Consider the following 16,999-nt stretch of genomic DNA (forward strand, 5'->3'; position numbering starts at 1 on the left):
TTCCGTTCATCCGTAACCATTCTGTATTCGCATCAACATAGTCTAAAGAGTCGCGATATTTGTCATTATGGGGCTGGTATAGTGTCTTTAATGCATGAAGTTCATTATTCTATGCCACGAGGTAAAGCGCCGTGACAGTTTCTTTCATCTCTCCCGATGATATCCGTTCAGATTTTTCTATGGCCATGTCAGCGATGTACCGGGACGAAGTTCCGGCTTATGCCACGTTGATGTCTCTGGTCGCCAAGGTGAACAGTGCGACGCTCGCGGCGGATCAGCATCTCAAGGAGCGGTTGGAAGCAACGGATACGTTGGAGCGGATTTCGGAAGAGCGCCATGGTGCAATCCGGCTCGGCAGCCCGGAAGAGCTTTCCATGATGCGTCGCGTTTTCGCTGTCATGGGCATGTATCCGGTCGGCTATTATGACCTTTCCACAGCTGGTGTTCCCGTTCATTCCACGGCCTTCCGCCCAGTTGGAGAAAAGAGCCTCAACCGCAATCCTTTCCGCGTTTTCACCTCGCTACTTCGGCTTGATCTGATTGCGGACGAAGCGTTGCGCACGGAAGCTGCGACGGTTCTTGCCTCCCGCAAGATTTTCACGGATGTGGCGGTCGCGCTTGTCGAAAAGGCAGAACAGGAAGGCGGTCTCGATGCCGCCGATACGTCGCGTTTCATTCAGGAAGTGCTGGAAACCTTCCGTTGGCACGACAAAGCCATCGTCGATGTTAAGATGTACACGCGGCTGCATGATGCGCACAGGCTGATCGCCGATGTGGTGTCCTTCAAGGGACCGCATATCAACCATCTGACACCGCGCACCCTAGACATCGACAGGGTGCAGGCCTTGATGCCCGATGAGGGGATTGCGCCCAAGGCCGTAGTCGAAGGTCCGCCGACACGCAAATGTCCGATCCTTCTGCGCCAGACTTCGTTCAAGGCGCTGGAAGAAGCCGTATCCTTCATCGGGGCAGACGGCACATGGCAGGAAGGCTCGCACACGGCCCGTTTCGGCGAAATCGAGCAGCGTGGTGTAGCGCTGACGCCAAAGGGGCGGGCGCTTTATGATGCTTTGCTCAACGAGACGCGGACCCGAGTACGCCCTGCCGCAGATGGCTCGAATTCCGATGCCTATGAAGCCGCATTGGCCGATGTCTTCACGGCCTTCCCGGATGACTGGAATTCCATCCGCAAAGCCGGACTTGGCTATTTTAGCTATTCACTGACAGAGAAAGGCAATGTGGCAAAAGTGTCGGCGCTTGGTCTCGAGGACGCGATCGAGCAAGCTTATGTTCGCTTCGATCCCATCGTCTACGAAGACTTCCTGCCCGTCAGCGCTGCGGCCATCTTCCAGTCGAATCTTGGAGACGAGGTCGCGCAGGAATTCGTCGCAAGTCCCAATCAGGTCATGTTCGAGCGAGACCTCGGGGCAGGGGTACTGGACGAATTCCAGCATTATGCAGGCATCGAACGTGCTTCGCTTGAAGCATGCCTCACGGTCGTCCACAGCGCTGCTGCTGCGGAGTGACAGGTGCTGAGATGACGGAACCCCGGCATATCGAAGCGCTGAAGCGCATTCTCGGCGATAAGGGCCTGCTGACGGCGGTCGCTGACATGATCGCATATGAGACGGGTGCTCGTTACGATCAGGGAAAGGCAGCTTTCGTTGCGCGTCCGGCCTGTACGGCGGATGTCTCGGCGGTTGTTGCCTATTGCGTGAAGAATGGCATCGCGCTGGTGCCCCAGTCCGGCAATACGGGTCTCGTCTCGGGATCTACGCCTGACGGTTCCGGGCAGCAGGGTATTCTCAGTCTCGACCGGTTGACTGCACCCTATGAGCTTGATCGTATCAATCGCACCGTCAAGGCCGGTGCCGGGTTGAGACTATCGGACCTCAACGCGAAACTGGAAGAAAGCGGCCTGTTTTTTCCCATCGACCTCGGGGCCGATCCACGTCTTGGCGGCATGATTGCCACCAACACCGGCGGTTCACGCTTTCTGCGCTACGGTGATGTTCGTCGCAACACGCTCGGTCTGACCGTCGTATTGGGAGATGAAGCGGGCACGGTGCTGGACCTGTCTTCGGGCCTGCGCAAGAACAATACCGGTATCGACTGGAAACAGGTATTCATCGGCACATCAGGTGCTTTCGGCATCGTGACGGAATGCGTGCTCAATCTGGAGCCAGCGCCCCGGCAGACTGCGACCGCGCTGCTCGTTCCCGCCTCGCTGGATCAAGTCCCGGGACTTCTGATCGCGATGGAAGAGGCGCTTGGTAGCTATCTCTCCGCCTTCGAAGGCATGTCGTGCAATGCTGTGCGTGCGGCCCTGGACCATGTTCCATCGCTGCGCAATCCGTTCCAGAACGGTGCCGTTCCGGATTTCGTCATCCTTGCAGAGATCTCCCGTTCCAACGCACCACGCGAGGGTGAGCAGCCTCTGGATGCCGTACTCGAAGAGGTTCTGGGCGCGATCTGGGAGCGGGACGATGCGCCGCTTGCCGATGCTTTCGTCGGGCCGCCGCATGAAATATGGGCGCTTCGTCATGCTCTGTCGGAAGGCGTGAAGCATCTGGGACGGCTGATCGCTTTCGATCTATCCTTTCGGCGCGGCGATATCATGCGCTTTCTGGACCGGATGAAACTGGAAATGCCGGAGGCTTTTCCTGATATCACGATTTGCGACTTCGGCCATATTGGCGATGGCGGTGTGCATTTCAATCTCGTGGTCGCGAAAGACGATCCGAGACTTGCCGATCCAGGCTTCGAACATGCTCTAAGAGAGTGGGTGTTCGAGGTCGCCGTGGAGGATTTCGGTGGAAGTTTCAGCGCCGAACATGCGCTTGGCCGCAAGAACCAGAGTTTTTACGAGAAATTCACGCCGCAAGACGTTCGCCGGTTGGCGGCGGGCTTGAAGGCTATGACATCGCCCACCTCGCTGGGCACCGTAACCTTCTAGCGTTACGTTCAACCAACATTTTTCAAATAGGGAACGAGTATGATGACGAAGATCGATGTGAAACAGGAAACAACGAAAATCCTCGATAAGCTTGGCGTGGCACGCAACGCCTGGAACGATGGCGACATGGTGTCTTTCAGCCCGGTCAGCGGCGAAGAGATCGCTCGGCTGAAGACGGTGTCTGCTGGCGACGTTGCTGTCATGGTTGAGAAGGCAGATGCCGCGTTCAAGACTTGGCGTCTGGTACCAGCGCCAAGGCGCGGCGAACTGGTCCGCCTGCTGGGTGAAGAACTGCGTGCTGCAAAGGATGACCTTGGTCGTCTCGTCTCGATCGAAGCTGGCAAGATCATGTCCGAAGGCCTTGGCGAAGTGCAGGAAATGATCGACATCTGCGATTTCGCGGTCGGCCTTTCTCGTCAGCTTTACGGCCTGACCATTGCGACTGAACGCCCCGGCCACCGCATGATGGAAACCTGGCATCCGCTGGGTGTCATCGGTATTATCTCGGCCTTCAACTTCCCCGTCGCCGTCTGGGCATGGAATGCCGCACTGGCCATCGTCTGCGGCAACTCCGTTGTCTGGAAGCCATCGGAAAAGACGCCGCTGACAGCGCTTGCCGTTCAAGGCATTTTCGAGCGTGCTTTGGCCCGTTTCGGTGATGCGCCGGAAGGTTTGAGCCAGGTCATCATCGGTGATCGCACCGTTGGTGAAGCGCTGGTCGATCATCCCAAGGTGCCGCTCGTTTCGGCAACCGGTTCCACCCGCATGGGCCGCGATGTTGGCCCACGCCTGGCCAAGCGTTTCGCCCGCGCCATTCTGGAACTGGGTGGCAACAATGCCGGTATCGTCTGCCCCTCTGCCGATCTCGATATGGCTCTGCGCGCCATTGCCTTTGGTGCCATGGGAACAGCCGGTCAGCGCTGCACCACGCTGCGCCGCCTCTTCGTGCATGACAGCGTTTACGACCAGCTCGTTCCGCGTCTGAAGAAGGCCTATGCGTCTGTTTCCATCGGCAATCCGCTAGAAACCTCAGCCCTCGTCGGTCCATTGGTCGACAAGGCGGCTTTCGATGGGATGCAGAAGGCGCTGGAAGAGGCAAAGGCCCATGGCGGCATCGTCGCCGGTGGCGAGCGCGTGACAGATGCTGGCAAGGATACGGCCTATTATGTGAAGCCAGCGCTGGTCGAAATGCCGAAACACGCTGGTCCGGTTCTGGAAGAAACCTTCGCGCCGATCCTCTACGTGATGAAATACAGCGATTTCGATCAGGCCGTCAGCGATCACAATGCTGTTGCCGCCGGTCTCTCGTCCTCCATCTTTACGCGTGATCTTCAGGAAGCTGAGCGCTTTCTGGCAGCTGATGGATCCGATTGCGGCATCGCCAATGTCAATATCGGCACATCGGGTGCGGAGATTGGTGGTGCGTTCGGTGGCGAGAAGGAAACCGGCGGCGGCCGCGAATCCGGTTCTGACGCATGGAAGGCTTATATGCGCCGCGCCACCAACACCGTGAACTACTCCAAGGCATTGCCACTCGCGCAGGGCGTTACGTTCGATATCGAGTAAACCGGAAAAGCGCGCCAACGAAAATAGAAGATGCGGGCTTCCGGCCCGCATCGCGGATCCTCGCTTTCGGTACATTTGAAAGCTGCAAGGGAGTGATCGCAAAGATGACGCCAAAGGCCAAGCGGATCGAGGCAAACGGCGATTTCACCGACTATCGTCTGGAACAGGCCTATGTTGCCGAGGCATTGTCGAATGCTGTCCGGCTCGCTGGAATGATATTCAGTCTGCCTTTCCTTGACTGCTACCGGTCGCCAAGGGTGTAAGGCAAAATTGTTCTCGTATCGTGGTCCACGCGCAGTTCTCGCATCAACGGCGGGACGGCTCTCTGCGGGCATTTGGGTCGCTCGCAGATCCGACAGGAAATCCCTATTGATGCAAAATTTGTTCTTGCCGAACGATCGAGATCATCTGCATAGACGAAAGCATGCGCATAGGAGATTTCGCAACCGAAAGCGATGGCATAGCGCGGCTGAGGGCTGTGGTAACCGGCCCCGGATTTCGTGATTTGCGTGGCAAGACAGAGATATCGCACTCCATCCGGCGTCTCGGCAAGTTGGCGAATGATCCGGCCTTGCGTTTTAAATGCCTCATGAACATTCCATAAAGGACAAACTGCACCGAACCGCGCGAATTGCAGCTTTGTGGAACTATGCCGTTTCGTGATGTCGCCGGCGCGATCGATCCGCGCGAAGAAGACCGGCACCCCCTTATTCCCGGCTCGCTGTAGCGTGCTCAGCCTGTGGCAAACCTGCTCTACGCTGGCACCGAAGCGGGCTGCGAGCAGATCGATATCGTGGCGCAGGCGATTTGCGGTCGATAGGAACTCTCCATAGAACAATATCAATGCTCCTGCGAAATAGTTCTGGAGGCCGATCTTGCAGATTTCCACGGATTCGACCGTGCGGAAATTGGCATCTTGGGCGATGGACTGAATAAGATCGGGAATATGGAGTTGCGCGATCTGGAAGGCGATCTGGAAATCCCGTGTCGATGCCGGCGCATAGCGGTTGATGGAGAGAATGCCGGAGGATCGGTACAACCGGCGTAGCGCATCGTTTTCCGCTTCGGAGCGCCTGACCTCTACCTCATCCTCAGATTTGAGAAAGCGGGACAGGACCGAGTAATTGTCTCCGTCTCCCAGACCAAGTTCACTTGCCAGTTTCTCCGCCGCGATATCGAGCGCGTATATGTAATTATCGACAAAATGAAAGAAATCCCTGACTTCTTCATAAGGCGTTGTTTCGGCTAGAGAGGCAGAGCGTCCGAGGCTGTCGCTCAAACCGACGAACTGCTCGTTGTTGCGCTTGTATCCCTGATGCGCCTGGATGAAGGCACGTGCCAGATTGGGTGCGCTTTGGGTGATGAGCTTCAGTTCCTGAAAACTGGGGCTGAGGTTTTCAAACAAAGGGTCCGTCAAGGCTTCTGTGATGGTAGATAGTAGCCTATCACCTTCGCCGGATGAAAGCTCACTCATATTGATCTGGAATTTTTCAGCCGGAGCAACAAGAACCGCTGCCGATACGGGCCGCTGATCGTTTTCGATCTGGTTCAGGTAACTGGTGGAGATCCCGATCCGCTCGGCAAACTGTGCCTGGGTTGCCCTATTCGCATCCCTGAGTTCCCGGATTTTGCGCCCGATGAAAAGTTTGCCGATGGCCATGTTAGCAACTTCGCAAATTTTAATTTGCATTTTTATGGTTTACACAATCATGCACGATCAACTGTTTTGTGAACCTTCTTCGTCAGGTACACATGGTTCACCATCAAAGCGTTTGAAGTGGAAATGACATGCGGTCCGTTCTCGAGCAGCTTGAGTCGCGAAGAGCCGAAGCCAGGCTGGGCGGGGGGCAGAAACGCATCGATGCCCAGCACAGCAAGGGAAAGCTCACCGCAAGGGAACGCATCGAAATTCTCCTCGATGAGGGGTCGTTCGAAGAATACGACATGTATGTCACGCACCGTGCTGTTGATTTCAACATGGCGGAGCAAAAGATCGCTGGGGATGGTGTCGTTACTGGCTGGGGAACCATCAACGGTCGGCAGGTCTATATTTTCTCTCAGGATTTTACCGTCCTCGGCGGCTCCCTTTCGGAAACCCACGCCCAGAAAATCTGCAAGATCATGGACATGGCGTTGAGAAACGGCGCGCCCGTGATCGGCCTCAATGATTCCGGCGGGGCGCGCATCCAGGACGGCGTCGCCTCGCTGGCCGGTTATGCCGATGTGTTCAAGCGCAACGTCGATGCCTCAGGCGTCATTCCGCAGATATCCGTCATCATGGGGCCGTGTGCGGGTGGTGCGGTCTATTCGCCTGCCATGACGGATTTCATTTTCATGGTTCGAGACAGCTCCTACATGTTCGTGACAGGCCCCGATGTGGTCAAGACCGTGACCAATGAAATCGTGACGGCAGAGGAGCTGGGGGGCGCGCGCACCCATACCGCAAAGTCGTCCGTCGCCGATGGTGCATTCGAAAACGATGTGGAAGCACTCGAACAGATCCGTCTGCTTTTCGATTTTCTGCCGCTGAACAACCTCGAGCAAGGTCCTGTCAGGCCATTTTTCGGTGAGACCACGGCTCTTGATCATCGGCTCGATACGCTGGTTCCGGACTCGTCCAGCAAGCCATATGATATGCGTGAACTTATTCTCGCACTCGCAGACGAGGGCGATTTCTTCGAGGTTCAGGCCGCATTTGCGCGCAACATCATCATCGGGTTCGTGCGCATCGAGGGTCGCTCGGTTGGCGTTGTGGCCAATCAGCCCATGGTTCTGGCAGGGTGCCTGGATATCGATTCATCCCGAAAGGCAGCCCGTTTCGTGCGGTTCTGCGATGCGTTCAATATTCCCATCCTCACATTGGTCGATGTTCCCGGCTTCCTGCCCGGCACATCGCAGGAATATGGCGGCGTCATCAAACACGGAGCCAAGCTGCTTTTTGCCTACAGTCAGGCAACGGTGCCGATGGTGACGCTGATCACCCGCAAAGCCTATGGTGGGGCCTATGATGTGATGGCTTCCAAGCATATCGGGGCCGATATCAACTACGCCTGGCCCACTGCCGAGATTGCCGTGATGGGTTCAAAAGGTGCCACGGAAATCCTCTACCGGTCGGAGCTTGGGGATGCGGACAAGCTCGCCGCGCGCACGCGGGAATATGAGGAGCGGTTTGCCAACCCCTTCATCGCCGCAGAACGCGGCTTCATCGACGAGGTGATCATGCCGCATTCCTCGCGTCGGCGTATTGCACGGGCCTTTGCATCCCTGCGCAAAAAGCAGGTCGATGTCCGGTGGCGCAAGCACGACACGATGCCATTGTAATCGCAATGAGACTCGGAAATTTCATGATGCGTCGGGGCTTTCAGCGACAATCCAACATGAACGGTCGGCACCAACTTCAGGCAGGCAAAATTGGCGGGACACGCAATGTTTAAGAAAATTCTTATTGCCAATCGCGGCGAGATCGCCTGCCGCGTCATTCGCACGGCCAAGGCCATGGGGATTGCCACGGTCGCGGTCTATTCCGATGCCGACGCCAATGCCCTGCATGTCACGCTGGCGGATGAGGCCGTGAATATTGGTCCTGCGCCGTCCAGCCAGTCCTACATCGTCATCGACAACATCCTCGATGCGATCCGCAAAACCGGCGCCGATGCGGTGCATCCGGGTTATGGGTTCCTGTCGGAAAATGCTGCATTTGCGCTTGCGTTGGAAAAGGAAGGCGTCACCTTCATAGGCCCGCCACCGGGCGCAATTTCCGCAATGGGCGACAAGATCACCTCCAAGAAGCTGGCCGCCGAAGCAGGCGTGTCGACCGTTCCCGGCCATATGGGGCTGATTGCCGATGCAGACGAGGCGGTCGAGATATCATCCGCCATCGGCTATCCCGTGATGATCAAGGCATCCGCCGGCGGCGGCGGCAAGGGCATGCGCATCGCGTGGAACGATGCGGAGGCACGCGAAGGTTTCCAGGCGTCAAAGAATGAAGCGAAGAACTCGTTTGGCGACGACCGCATCTTCATCGAAAAATTCGTTACCCAGCCGCGGCACATCGAAATCCAGGTGCTTGGCGACAAGCACGGCACCGTGCTTTATCTCGGCGAGCGCGAATGCTCCATCCAGCGGCGAAATCAGAAGGTCATCGAAGAGGCTCCGTCGCCATTCCTCGATGTACAGACCCGCAAGGCCATGGGTGAACAGGCAGTGGCTTTGTCGAAAGCGGTGGGATATTATTCTGCTGGCACGGTGGAATTCATCGTGGATGGCGCACGCAATTTCTATTTTCTGGAAATGAACACCCGCCTTCAGGTGGAGCATCCGGTGACGGAACTCGTCACCGGCATCGACCTGGTGGAACAAATGATCCGCGTTGCCGCTGGTGAAACGCTGTCTTTCGCTCAGGGCGATATCAAACTGAACGGCTGGGCTATCGAAAGCCGGCTTTATGCCGAAGACCCCTATCGCAATTTCCTGCCCTCCATCGGCAGGCTGTCGCGCTACCGACCGCCGGCCGAAGGGCAGGCAGCCGATGGCACGATCATCCGCAACGATACAGGCGTGTTCGAGGGTGGCGAGATCTCGATGTATTATGATCCGATGGTCGCCAAATTGTGCACCTGGGCACTGGAAAAACCGGGCGCACCAGCGCGCCTGGCTGCCATCGATGCCATGTCGGCAGCTCTCGATAATTTCGAGGTCGAGGGCATTGGTCACAACCTGCCTTTCCTGTCGGCTGTCATGCAGCATCCCCGATTCCGTTCGGGTGCCATCACGACGGCCTTCATCGCCGAGGAGTTCTCGGAGGGGTTCCACGGGGTCGAGGCGGATCCGGAATCGGCACGGAAGCTTGCGGCGGTGGCCGTGCTTGTTCATCAGGCGCTGCAGGATCGCGCAGTGCAGATTTCCGGCACCATCGGCAACCAGCGCCGGGTGATCGGCAAGGACTGGGTCGTCACCTTTGCCGATCAGGAACATCCACTCACCCTCAACGCCTCTGACGATGAACCTTCGGTCCAGTTCCCGGATGGAACCGCGTTTGGTGCCACTGGTGATTGGGTGCCTGGCCGTAGCCACGCGACATTCCATATCGATGGGATGGTGATGGGGGTGAAAACCGATCTTGCGGGTACCGGCATCCGCCTGCGCTGGCGCGGCATGGATGTGACCACCCACGTGCGAACACCCCGTGTTGCAGAACTTGCCCGGCTGATGCCGAAGAAGCTGCCGCCCGACACATCCAAAATGCTGCTCTGCCCCATGCCGGGCGTCATGACATCCGTCTCTGTCGTTGAAGGTGAAACCGTGGAGGCCGGCCAAGCGCTCGCCATCATCGAAGCGATGAAGATGGAGAATACGTTGCGCGCCGAGAAGCAAGGAAGGGTCAAGCGTGTGGTTGCGGTGAAAGGCCAAAGTCTGGCCGTGGACGAACTGATCATGGAGTTCGAGTGATGCCGGAAAGCAAGACCCTTGCGGACTGGCAGGCGTTGGCGGAGCGCGAACTGAAAGCAGCGTCGGACACCCTCATCTGGCACACGCCCGAAGGCATCGATATCAAGCCACTCTATACCGCAGAAGACATCGAGGACGTCCAACATCCCCAACGCATACGATTGGCGTGGAATACGCAATTACTCCCCGCAGACGATGACCATGAGAGTCCTGTCCACCTGTGTCTGACAATCCACTAAGTTTGCTATGACACCGACGGGATAGAGGGCTTCAAGAGTGCTGAGTTGATCGTCGGTGCCATGCCCCTAGGCGACGAAAAGCACATATTTTCGAAGATATTATAATATCCCGAATTGGATATGCCTGACACAATGTCCCGGTCTTTTAGGGGAAAACCTCGTCTTTTTCGTTACATGGCCTTGCAGCGTTTCAGCGATGCAACTTTAAGAGTTTCCCGAACTACATAGTGATCAAGCACGGACTCTCACGCTAGAGGGGGCGTGCAACCATTCGAAAGGTTCTAGACATGATGTCACTCCCGGCTATCGTTGGCATTTCCCTAGGGGTTGCGGGCGTCGTTGCGTTCAGCCGCAAGAAACAGCCGCAAAGCACGCTGAAGAAGATTGGCGTCTTCCTTCTGGCTTCCATCGGAATGCTCGTCGTGATGCTGGCGGTCAATTTTGCCATCTTCTACGCGGCTCAAACCTGAAACGACTGGGTGGGAGGCAAGGGACTAAGTCGCCTCTTTCGGACCTAGGCTGCTCGATGCGGCTTAGGTCCGACCTGCTAAACGAGCATGGGGCCACCCTGAAAAGCCAGCCCGGACGATACAAGCTTCGTTTGGTTGGTTAGCGACCCTCCCAAGTCGCTCGTCAAGGGCCGGATACCCTCTAAAAAACAAGACGCAAGCGTCAGCAAAATAAGCATAAGTTGCTACAAAGCGTCACTGATTTCTGCACTGATATCAGTGTAATCGGCATGCAAAATTCAATGACGGCTGTTCAGATCGCGCGTCTTTCGACTGTGGTGAAAGCGTTCAATATCAGCCCGCTTCGTCCGATGCCGCCAGTACGGCGTCCAATAGGCCCGGAAACCGCTCATCTATCTCTTTACGACGCAGTTCATTCAGGTGCGCTGGTCCATCCGTGCGGGTGAAAACCAGACCGCCCTCCCTTAAGACTTTAAAGTGGTGGGACATGCTGGACTTGGGCCGGCCACCATCCAGTGCGGAACATGTGGCCTGTCCCCCATTTGCCAACTGACGCACGACTCCCAGCCGTACAGGATCACTCAGTGCATAGAGCACCTGGGTGAGGTTCACGTCTTCGAGGGCGGGATGTGGAATGGCGCGCATGACCCAACATAGCATTAGAGAAGGTTATTTGATAGTTCGATTGTAATCGAAATACCGAAGGATTATATGAATATTGCTAATTATCAGTTGGAGCTCTCATGTCATCCCTATTTACCTCTTTTACTATCAAAGACGTAACGTTGCGAAATCGTATAGTGGTGTCGCCTATGTGCCAGTATTCTGCCGAGGACGGCATTATAAATGATTGGCACCATGTCCATCTTGCCGGATTGGCGCGCGGTGGTGCAGGCTTGGTGGTTGCCGAAGCGACGGCTGTATCACCGGAGGGTCGCATCACGCCCGGATGCGCAGGGATCTGGAGCGATGAGCAGATCGAGCCTTGGAAAAAATCTGTGGGCTTGATGAAGGCTGCAGGTGCGGTTCCTGGAATCCAGATCGGACACGCTGGCCGGAAAGCGAGCGCGAACCGTCCATGGGAGGGCGACGACCATATCGCCGCTTCTGATCCGCGCGGCTGGGAAACGTTGGCGCCATCAGCCGTTGCGTTCGGAGGAAACCTTGGCAAAGTGCCACAGGCCATGACGCTTGCTGATATCGAGCGGGTCAAGGCGGACTTCGTCTCCGCTGCTAAGCGGGCGCTGGCCGCCGGCTTTGAATGGCTTGAGCTTCACTTCGCTCATGGTTACCTTGGGCAAAGTTTCTTTTCGACGTGGTCTAACAAACGCACAGACACCTACGGCGGTGACTTTGACGGACGAGCCAGATTTCTACTTGAAACACTGGCTGCTGTTCGCGAAGTCTGGCCTGAGCACCTCCCCCTTGCCGCCCGCTTTGGCGTGACTGAATTCGACGGTTCTGATGACTTGGAAGAGGGGATCGAGATGGTTCGTCGCTTCAAGGCTGGCGGCCTCGACATTGTCGATGTCAGCATTGGTTTCTCTACGTCGACTGCCAATATTCCTTGGGGCCCTGCTTTCATGGCACCCATCGCCCAGCGGGTACGGCGCGAGGCTGGGCTTCCCGCAACGACGAGCTGGTTCATTAGCGAACCAAAGCAGGCTGATGCGCTGATCGCAGACGATCTCGTGGATCTGGTGTCACTCGGGCGCCCGCTGCTTGCCAACAGCCATTGGCCTTACCAGGCAGCGTTTGAACTTGGTGTCGATAAACCATCCTGGACGCTACCCGCGCCATACGCTCACTGGCTAGAACATTACAGAACGGCCTAACTCTGGAAAAAAAGCTGCACCATACTGGCCGCTGCGGTTGACGAACCGCAGCGGCCACATCTGTGTTCTTTCTTGACCGTCCCATCGGCTACAAACGCTGCCCTGCTATCCATGGCGGCAGGCCATCTGTCACCCTCGATAACACCCTTGTCGGTAATTCGACGAGACGGCTCCTGACACAACTTCGGTGAGGGAAATCACAATAGGCAACCTGTCATTGTATGTCGAAAGCAACAACGCACGCCGGCGAGCGTTCATCTTGAATGCTCAGGCAGATATGCAATGGCCATTTCCAGCAGCAGCATCATTGGCGCACCGCCTTGAGTGTGGCCTTGTGGCAAGAAAATTGCAGGTGGAAGATGGTACAGATCAACTCTGGCTCTGGTTTAATAAGGGGAAACGTTCGAGCTCAGCGTGACTTATGGCGGAGAGGGTGGGATTTGAACCCACGATACCCTTGCAGGTATGCCGCATTTCGAGTGCGGTGCATTCGACCACTCTGCCACCTCTCCGCGGGCACGAAGCTTTGAGGAGCGTGCGGGCGTTCTCATAACCAGCAATTCTCGGGCATGCAAGGGTTAAATGTTTGATATGGTGGTGCTCATGGAAGTTTTCTATAATTTTATGAAGCGGCGTTGGTGCCGGCGTTAGCGGTGCGCTCGTAAAGCATAATCAAATCGGAACAAAATTTATCCTTCTGATGTTTGCCGTCCATGGACAACGAGGCGGGGATGGGTGTGACGGCGACGATTGAGGAAATGAAACAGCGGTTCTGGTCTGTCGAGCGTGGACTTTCACCGATCATTGGAACGGCTATCCATGATGGGCACGGCACGAGAGAGGATGTGCTTCCGCTGATGGCGCTGCCAGATGATGAACGGCTGCGTGAAGAAGATCCTTTTACGGCAGACATGATTTCTGGCCTCGTCAATCAGATCGTTGTGCATCGTTCTCGCTTCGAAATCGATCTCAACCGCGACAAGTCTCAGGCGGTTTATCTGAGCCCTGAACAGGCTTGGGGGCTGGAGGTCTGGAGAGAAAAGCCGCAGGAAGAGGTGTTGCGCCGGTCATTTGCATTTCATGATGATTACTACGCCATGTTGCGCCAGATGCTGGGGGCTGTGGAAAAGCAGCATGGAACATTCATCGTTTTGGATGTGCACAGTTACAACCACCGACGCGACGGTATCGACGCCGCTCCAACCGCCCAAGAGAAGGCGCCAGATATCAATATCGGCACCTCTTCAATGGATAGAGACCGCTGGGCAGATGTGATCGACGCCGTGATCGACCAATTCAGTCAGGCTCCCATCGGTGGTCGGCAACTGGATGTGCGGGAGAATATCGCCTTTCAAGGCAAAGGAGAGCAAACTCGGTTTATCCATGAGCATTTCCCCAAGAACGGTTGCGCCATAGCAATCGAGTTCAAAAAAATTTTTATGGATGAGTGGACGGGACAGCCACATAAGGATGTCATTCAAGATATCCGCGACGCGATAACAACGTTGGAGCCGGTGTTGGAGGAATTGCTGAGGGCTCGGAAATGACGATATCTGCCGCCCATAGGCTTTCCGGAATATCTGATGTGCTGGCCCATGTTGTTGACTATTTGGCGGAAGAAAAGGCTATTCGTCAGGACATTGGGGTCGATGGACGCCTTCATATCGATCGCCCACTTCCGTTTCTGTGCCTGCATTTGACCAATGGCTCAAAAAATCTGGCGGCCAGAGATATCGCTTCGGCTCATGCTTCCTATTTGATCGCTTCCAACATTTCCGAGGCTGTGCCAATTTTGGCAGCCGTCGGGTCAGAAATGAAGAAACGGTTCGGCACTTTTATCGTGCTGGATGTCGGTGAGCTCGAACACGACATTCTTCTCGCAGATGACTCACCGTTCTTGCCGCATTATGAGGTTGCTGTCTCGGCGACCCCGGAGCCTGCGACGCAGGATGCCAAACGCGTTTTTATCAAAGCTATTTGCGATGCCGATATAAGGTTCCGCACCCCGCGTATCACACGCCCGGACGAGGCGAATGATTACGTTTCGAAATTGAAAGCGGCGGGGCTCGAATTTCCCTGTATCAGCGTGCGTTTTGCGCCAATTTATCGTCAACCGGAATCGGGTGCCGATTATCCCGGCCTTCGGGAAACGATGATCGCTGATCTGTTCGATGCGGGGCTTCGGGCGTTTTCGGCCTTCTCAAGTCAATCTGAAGCATTGAAAATTACGTCACATCGCGCTCTTGGTCGCAAAGCCTTTGTGGATGCCGTGCGCCGTGCGGATCGTTCGGTCGATGATATCGCTGCCTCGTTCGATTTTTTGCTGTCCGTGACGCCCATTAATGCGCGCAAGGCCTTTGCTGATTTTAGCGAAGGCAATTTCCAATATGCGCCGCATTTCCTTTATCGGCCACTCGGGGTCGATGTTGAAGAGCAGAAACGTAAGCTCTATTCTGTTGCATTTGATCACCTCGAGGACCCCGTTCTGTATCACCTCTACCGTGAGAAACAGCAGGAACTCGACCTGCAACTGACGATGCTGGCACATTTGCATAAGCGGCAGTTCACGGATTTCAGCCGTGCATTATATGGATCGGTAGAGCCATCCCTGCTGGCACTTGCAGAGGATGTTTTGGCCCGCTGCCCTCGTACGGACGATGCTTCCGAAATCGCTATGGTCGATTGCTACGAGGTGACGAAAAAAGCGCGGGAAATGGTGGATGCCTACCGCGACGAAAATCACGAGTTCAAGGCACGGGTCGACATTCGCGATGACTTGCCGCCGGGATTGATGGTGACGGGCGAAAAGTTGCTGGTGTCCCGTCACACGGTGATGGAGCGGCGGCGTCTGGATGCGCTTTTGCACCACGAGATCGGCGTGCACCTGCTGACATATTTCAATGGCTCCGCTCAAGGTCTCAGGCTTTTTCGCACCGGCCTTTCCGGCTATGAAGGGGTACAGGAAGGTCTGGCTGTGCTAGCTGAACATCTTTCCGGCGGCATGACACGGGAAAGACTGCGTCTCATCGCAGCGCGCGTCGTTGGCTGCGCTGCCATGCTCGACGGCGCAAGTTTTGTCGAGACGTTTCGTATCATGACACAACAGCACGGGTTTGAAGCGGCCAATGCCTTCAATATGGTGCTGAGAATCTACCGGGGTGGGGGGCTTTCCAAGGATGCGATCTACCTGCGCGGTCTCAGCGAGATTCAAGAGCATTTGAGAAAGGGTGGAGCGCTTGATCCATTCTGGATGGGGAAAATTTCTGCGGCACATTTCCCTGTTATGCAGGAACTCGCGCTTCGTGGTCTTCTTCACCCGCCTGGCATACGTCCGGCGTTTCTTGCGCCTGCAAAGGCCAATGAGCGATTAGAAAAAATAAGATCAGGTTTATCGATAGCTGAAATGGCAACTTTATAAGGGAGGGACCTATGCGTATTGCATTTTTCGTCAATTCAATCGAGGGCGAGCAACCGACCTTTGCGACTGGGCTTTTGGCGATGGCTGCACTCAACCGTGGTCATGAGGTCGTGTACCTCACACCGGGTGATTTCACCTTGCGACCGGATGATAGTCTGGTGGTTCACGCTTTGGTTCTGCCACGCCAGAAATACAAGAAGATCGAAAATTTCTACGCGGTCTTGCAAGACAAAAAATTCGAACGTCAAACCATCGACGTTGAGGATATCGACGCGCTGATGTTGCGCAATGACCCATCGCTGGATCAAACATCGCGGCCTTGGGCTGTGCATTCCGGCATTCTGTTCGGTCGTCTTGCGGAACAGCGTGGGGTTGTCGTTTTGAACGATCCCGAAGGCTTGGCCCTGGCGCAAAACAAACTCTATTTTCAGGGTTTCCCGGAGATCGTACGGCCGACGACCTTGATCTCCCGTAATGTCGAGGAAATAAGGGCTTTTGCAGATTCGCATCCGAAGGGCGTTATCGTCAAACCTCTTCAGGGATCCGGCGGTAAGAATGTTTTCAAGATCGGTTCTAGTAAGGAAACAAACCTTAACCAGATATTCGAGGCCGTCAGCGTCGAGGGTTACCTCATTGCACAGGCCTATCTCCCAGCCGCAAAAGGCGGAGACATCAGGTTTTTCATGATGAATGGTATACCGCTGATGCGGGATGGCCACTATGCCGCGTTGCGTCGTGTTCCTGCGGAAGGAGACCTCCGCTCGAACATTCATGCCAGTGGAACGGCAGAAGCTGTGGAGGTTTCGGACGAGGTGCTGGCGCTTGCCGAAATGATGCGCCCGAAGCTCGTTGAAGATGGCATGTTTCTGGTTGGCCTGGACATCGTTGGAGACAAGATTTTGGAGGTCAACGTCTTTTCACCCGGTGGCCTGTCTCATATCCGCGATCTCACCAAAGTGGACTTCACCGAGACAGTCATTGAGGCCATCGAGAAGAAGGTCGCCATGCAACAGGCTTCTGCGGGGATTTTGAGCAATCGGTTGTTGGCGACTTTGTAAAGCTGAAAA

The 16,999-nt window shown here is 55.7% G+C and carries 14 protein-coding genes, 1 tRNA gene and 1 pseudogene; 13 read left to right on the forward strand and 3 right to left on the reverse strand.

What is annotated here, in order from left to right; genetic code table 11:
• Nucleotides 1–179: 179 nt before the first annotated feature.
• The 4 genes from DSM25558_RS07090 to DSM25558_RS28775 all read left to right on the forward strand — a co-directional run bounded on the left by DSM25558_RS07090 (nucleotide 180) and on the right by DSM25558_RS28775 (nucleotide 4,785).
• On the forward strand, nucleotides 180–1,526 hold the full coding sequence (locus DSM25558_RS07090) for a 2-oxoadipate dioxygenase/decarboxylase HglS (protein WP_083716354.1): 1,347 nt from the start codon (nucleotides 180–182) through the stop codon (nucleotides 1,524–1,526).
• Between the two features lie 11 nt (nucleotides 1,527–1,537).
• The gene (locus tag DSM25558_RS07095; protein WP_077103223.1) at nucleotides 1,538–2,956 is read left to right on the forward strand and encodes an FAD-binding oxidoreductase; all 1,419 of its coding nucleotides are present in this window, start codon (nucleotides 1,538–1,540) and stop codon (nucleotides 2,954–2,956) included.
• 39 nt (nucleotides 2,957–2,995) lie between these two features.
• On the forward strand, nucleotides 2,996–4,522 hold the full coding sequence (locus DSM25558_RS07100; RefSeq protein WP_077103225.1) for an L-piperidine-6-carboxylate dehydrogenase: 1,527 nt from the start codon (nucleotides 2,996–2,998) through the stop codon (nucleotides 4,520–4,522).
• A gap of 104 nt (nucleotides 4,523–4,626) precedes the next feature.
• The gene (locus DSM25558_RS28775) at nucleotides 4,627–4,785 is read left to right on the forward strand and encodes a hypothetical protein (protein ID WP_159442480.1); all 159 of its coding nucleotides are present in this window, start codon (nucleotides 4,627–4,629) and stop codon (nucleotides 4,783–4,785) included.
• Here the strand turns inward: DSM25558_RS28775 and DSM25558_RS07105 are convergent.
• On the reverse strand, nucleotides 4,764–6,182 hold the full coding sequence (locus DSM25558_RS07105) for a helix-turn-helix domain-containing protein (RefSeq protein ID WP_077103227.1): 1,419 nt from the start codon (nucleotides 6,180–6,182) through the stop codon (nucleotides 4,764–4,766). The genes DSM25558_RS28775 and DSM25558_RS07105 overlap by 22 nt on opposite strands.
• 128 nt (nucleotides 6,183–6,310) lie before the next feature.
• Here DSM25558_RS07105 and DSM25558_RS07110 point away from each other — a divergent pair, with 128 nt between their 5' ends.
• From DSM25558_RS07110 to DSM25558_RS07125, 4 genes are all read left to right on the forward strand, one after another.
• Nucleotides 6,311–7,843, forward strand: coding sequence for an acyl-CoA carboxylase subunit beta (locus DSM25558_RS07110; protein WP_077103229.1), 1,533 nt, complete (start codon nucleotides 6,311–6,313; stop codon nucleotides 7,841–7,843).
• Between the two features lie 105 nt (nucleotides 7,844–7,948).
• A complete protein-coding gene (locus tag DSM25558_RS07115; protein WP_077103231.1) occupies nucleotides 7,949–9,970 on the forward strand; it encodes an acetyl-CoA carboxylase biotin carboxylase subunit in 2,022 nt (673 codons plus the stop codon).
• A complete protein-coding gene (locus DSM25558_RS07120; RefSeq protein WP_077103233.1) occupies nucleotides 9,970–10,209 on the forward strand; it encodes a hypothetical protein in 240 nt (79 codons plus the stop codon). The genes DSM25558_RS07115 and DSM25558_RS07120 overlap by 1 nt, the downstream gene beginning before the upstream one ends.
• A gap of 287 nt (nucleotides 10,210–10,496) precedes the next feature.
• Nucleotides 10,497–10,679 (forward strand): hypothetical protein, encoded by a 183-nt coding sequence (locus DSM25558_RS07125; protein WP_077103235.1) that lies wholly within the window; start codon nucleotides 10,497–10,499, stop codon nucleotides 10,677–10,679.
• Between the two features lie 333 nt (nucleotides 10,680–11,012).
• Here the strand turns inward: DSM25558_RS07125 and DSM25558_RS07130 are convergent, their stop codons facing one another.
• The gene (locus tag DSM25558_RS07130; RefSeq protein ID WP_077103236.1) at nucleotides 11,013–11,324 is read right to left on the reverse strand and encodes an ArsR/SmtB family transcription factor; all 312 of its coding nucleotides are present in this window, start codon (nucleotides 11,322–11,324) and stop codon (nucleotides 11,013–11,015) included.
• Between the two features lie 98 nt (nucleotides 11,325–11,422).
• Between DSM25558_RS07130 and DSM25558_RS07135 the strand changes: the two genes are divergently transcribed.
• On the forward strand, nucleotides 11,423–12,514 hold the full coding sequence (locus tag DSM25558_RS07135; RefSeq protein ID WP_077103238.1) for an NADH:flavin oxidoreductase/NADH oxidase: 1,092 nt from the start codon (nucleotides 11,423–11,425) through the stop codon (nucleotides 12,512–12,514).
• Between the two features lie 83 nt (nucleotides 12,515–12,597).
• Nucleotides 12,598–12,716: pseudogene (locus DSM25558_RS29760) on the forward strand (IS3 family transposase); the annotation flags it as partial.
• Nucleotides 12,717–12,936: 220 nt separating this feature from the next.
• Here DSM25558_RS29760 and DSM25558_RS07140 read toward each other — a convergent pair.
• Nucleotides 12,937–13,026: transfer RNA gene (locus DSM25558_RS07140), tRNA-Ser, on the reverse strand.
• A 201-nt stretch (nucleotides 13,027–13,227) separates the two neighbouring features.
• On the opposite strand from DSM25558_RS07140, the gene DSM25558_RS07145 reads away from it, so the two are divergent.
• From DSM25558_RS07145 to DSM25558_RS07155, 3 genes are read left to right on the forward strand one after another with little or no spacing between them, the layout of a single operon-like run.
• Nucleotides 13,228–14,061 (forward strand): N-formylglutamate amidohydrolase, encoded by an 834-nt coding sequence (locus DSM25558_RS07145; RefSeq protein WP_244554135.1) that lies wholly within the window; start codon nucleotides 13,228–13,230, stop codon nucleotides 14,059–14,061.
• Nucleotides 14,058–15,932, forward strand: coding sequence for a flavohemoglobin expression-modulating QEGLA motif protein (locus DSM25558_RS07150; protein WP_077103240.1), 1,875 nt, complete (start codon nucleotides 14,058–14,060; stop codon nucleotides 15,930–15,932). The genes DSM25558_RS07145 and DSM25558_RS07150 overlap by 4 nt, the downstream gene beginning before the upstream one ends.
• 11 nt (nucleotides 15,933–15,943) lie before the next feature.
• Nucleotides 15,944–16,990, forward strand: coding sequence for a glutathione synthase (locus DSM25558_RS07155; RefSeq protein WP_077103241.1), 1,047 nt, complete (start codon nucleotides 15,944–15,946; stop codon nucleotides 16,988–16,990).
• The last annotated feature ends 9 nt before the right edge of the window (nucleotides 16,991–16,999 follow it).

Source organism: Agrobacterium sp. DSM 25558, assembly GCF_900100825.1.
Taxonomy (GTDB): Bacteria; Pseudomonadota; Alphaproteobacteria; order Rhizobiales; family Rhizobiaceae; genus Agrobacterium.

What these genes read in the sequence shown, in the direction of transcription:
- DSM25558_RS07155 (WP_077103241.1), top strand. Translation starts at nt 15,944, where the DNA reads ATGCGTATTGCATTTTTCGTCAATTCAATCGAGGGCGAGCAACCGACC.
- DSM25558_RS07135 (WP_077103238.1), top strand. Translation starts at nt 11,423, where the DNA reads ATGTCATCCCTATTTACCTCTTTTACTATCAAAGACGTAACGTTGCGA.
- DSM25558_RS07105 (WP_077103227.1), bottom strand. Translation starts at nt 6,182, where the DNA reads ATGGCCATCGGCAAACTTTTCATCGGGCGCAAAATCCGGGAACTCAGG.
- DSM25558_RS07115 (WP_077103231.1), top strand. Translation starts at nt 7,949, where the DNA reads ATGTTTAAGAAAATTCTTATTGCCAATCGCGGCGAGATCGCCTGCCGC.
- DSM25558_RS07150 (WP_077103240.1), top strand. Translation starts at nt 14,058, where the DNA reads ATGACGATATCTGCCGCCCATAGGCTTTCCGGAATATCTGATGTGCTG.
- DSM25558_RS07130 (WP_077103236.1), bottom strand. Translation starts at nt 11,324, where the DNA reads ATGCGCGCCATTCCACATCCCGCCCTCGAAGACGTGAACCTCACCCAG.
- DSM25558_RS28775 (WP_159442480.1), top strand. Translation starts at nt 4,627, where the DNA reads ATGACGCCAAAGGCCAAGCGGATCGAGGCAAACGGCGATTTCACCGAC.
- DSM25558_RS07145 (WP_244554135.1), top strand. Translation starts at nt 13,228, where the DNA reads ATGGACAACGAGGCGGGGATGGGTGTGACGGCGACGATTGAGGAAATG.
- DSM25558_RS07095 (WP_077103223.1), top strand. Translation starts at nt 1,538, where the DNA reads ATGACGGAACCCCGGCATATCGAAGCGCTGAAGCGCATTCTCGGCGAT.
- DSM25558_RS07110 (WP_077103229.1), top strand. Translation starts at nt 6,311, where the DNA reads ATGCGGTCCGTTCTCGAGCAGCTTGAGTCGCGAAGAGCCGAAGCCAGG.
- DSM25558_RS07120 (WP_077103233.1), top strand. Translation starts at nt 9,970, where the DNA reads ATGCCGGAAAGCAAGACCCTTGCGGACTGGCAGGCGTTGGCGGAGCGC.
- DSM25558_RS07125 (WP_077103235.1), top strand. Translation starts at nt 10,497, where the DNA reads ATGATGTCACTCCCGGCTATCGTTGGCATTTCCCTAGGGGTTGCGGGC.
- DSM25558_RS07090 (WP_083716354.1), top strand. Translation starts at nt 180, where the DNA reads ATGGCCATGTCAGCGATGTACCGGGACGAAGTTCCGGCTTATGCCACG.
- DSM25558_RS07100 (WP_077103225.1), top strand. Translation starts at nt 2,996, where the DNA reads ATGATGACGAAGATCGATGTGAAACAGGAAACAACGAAAATCCTCGAT.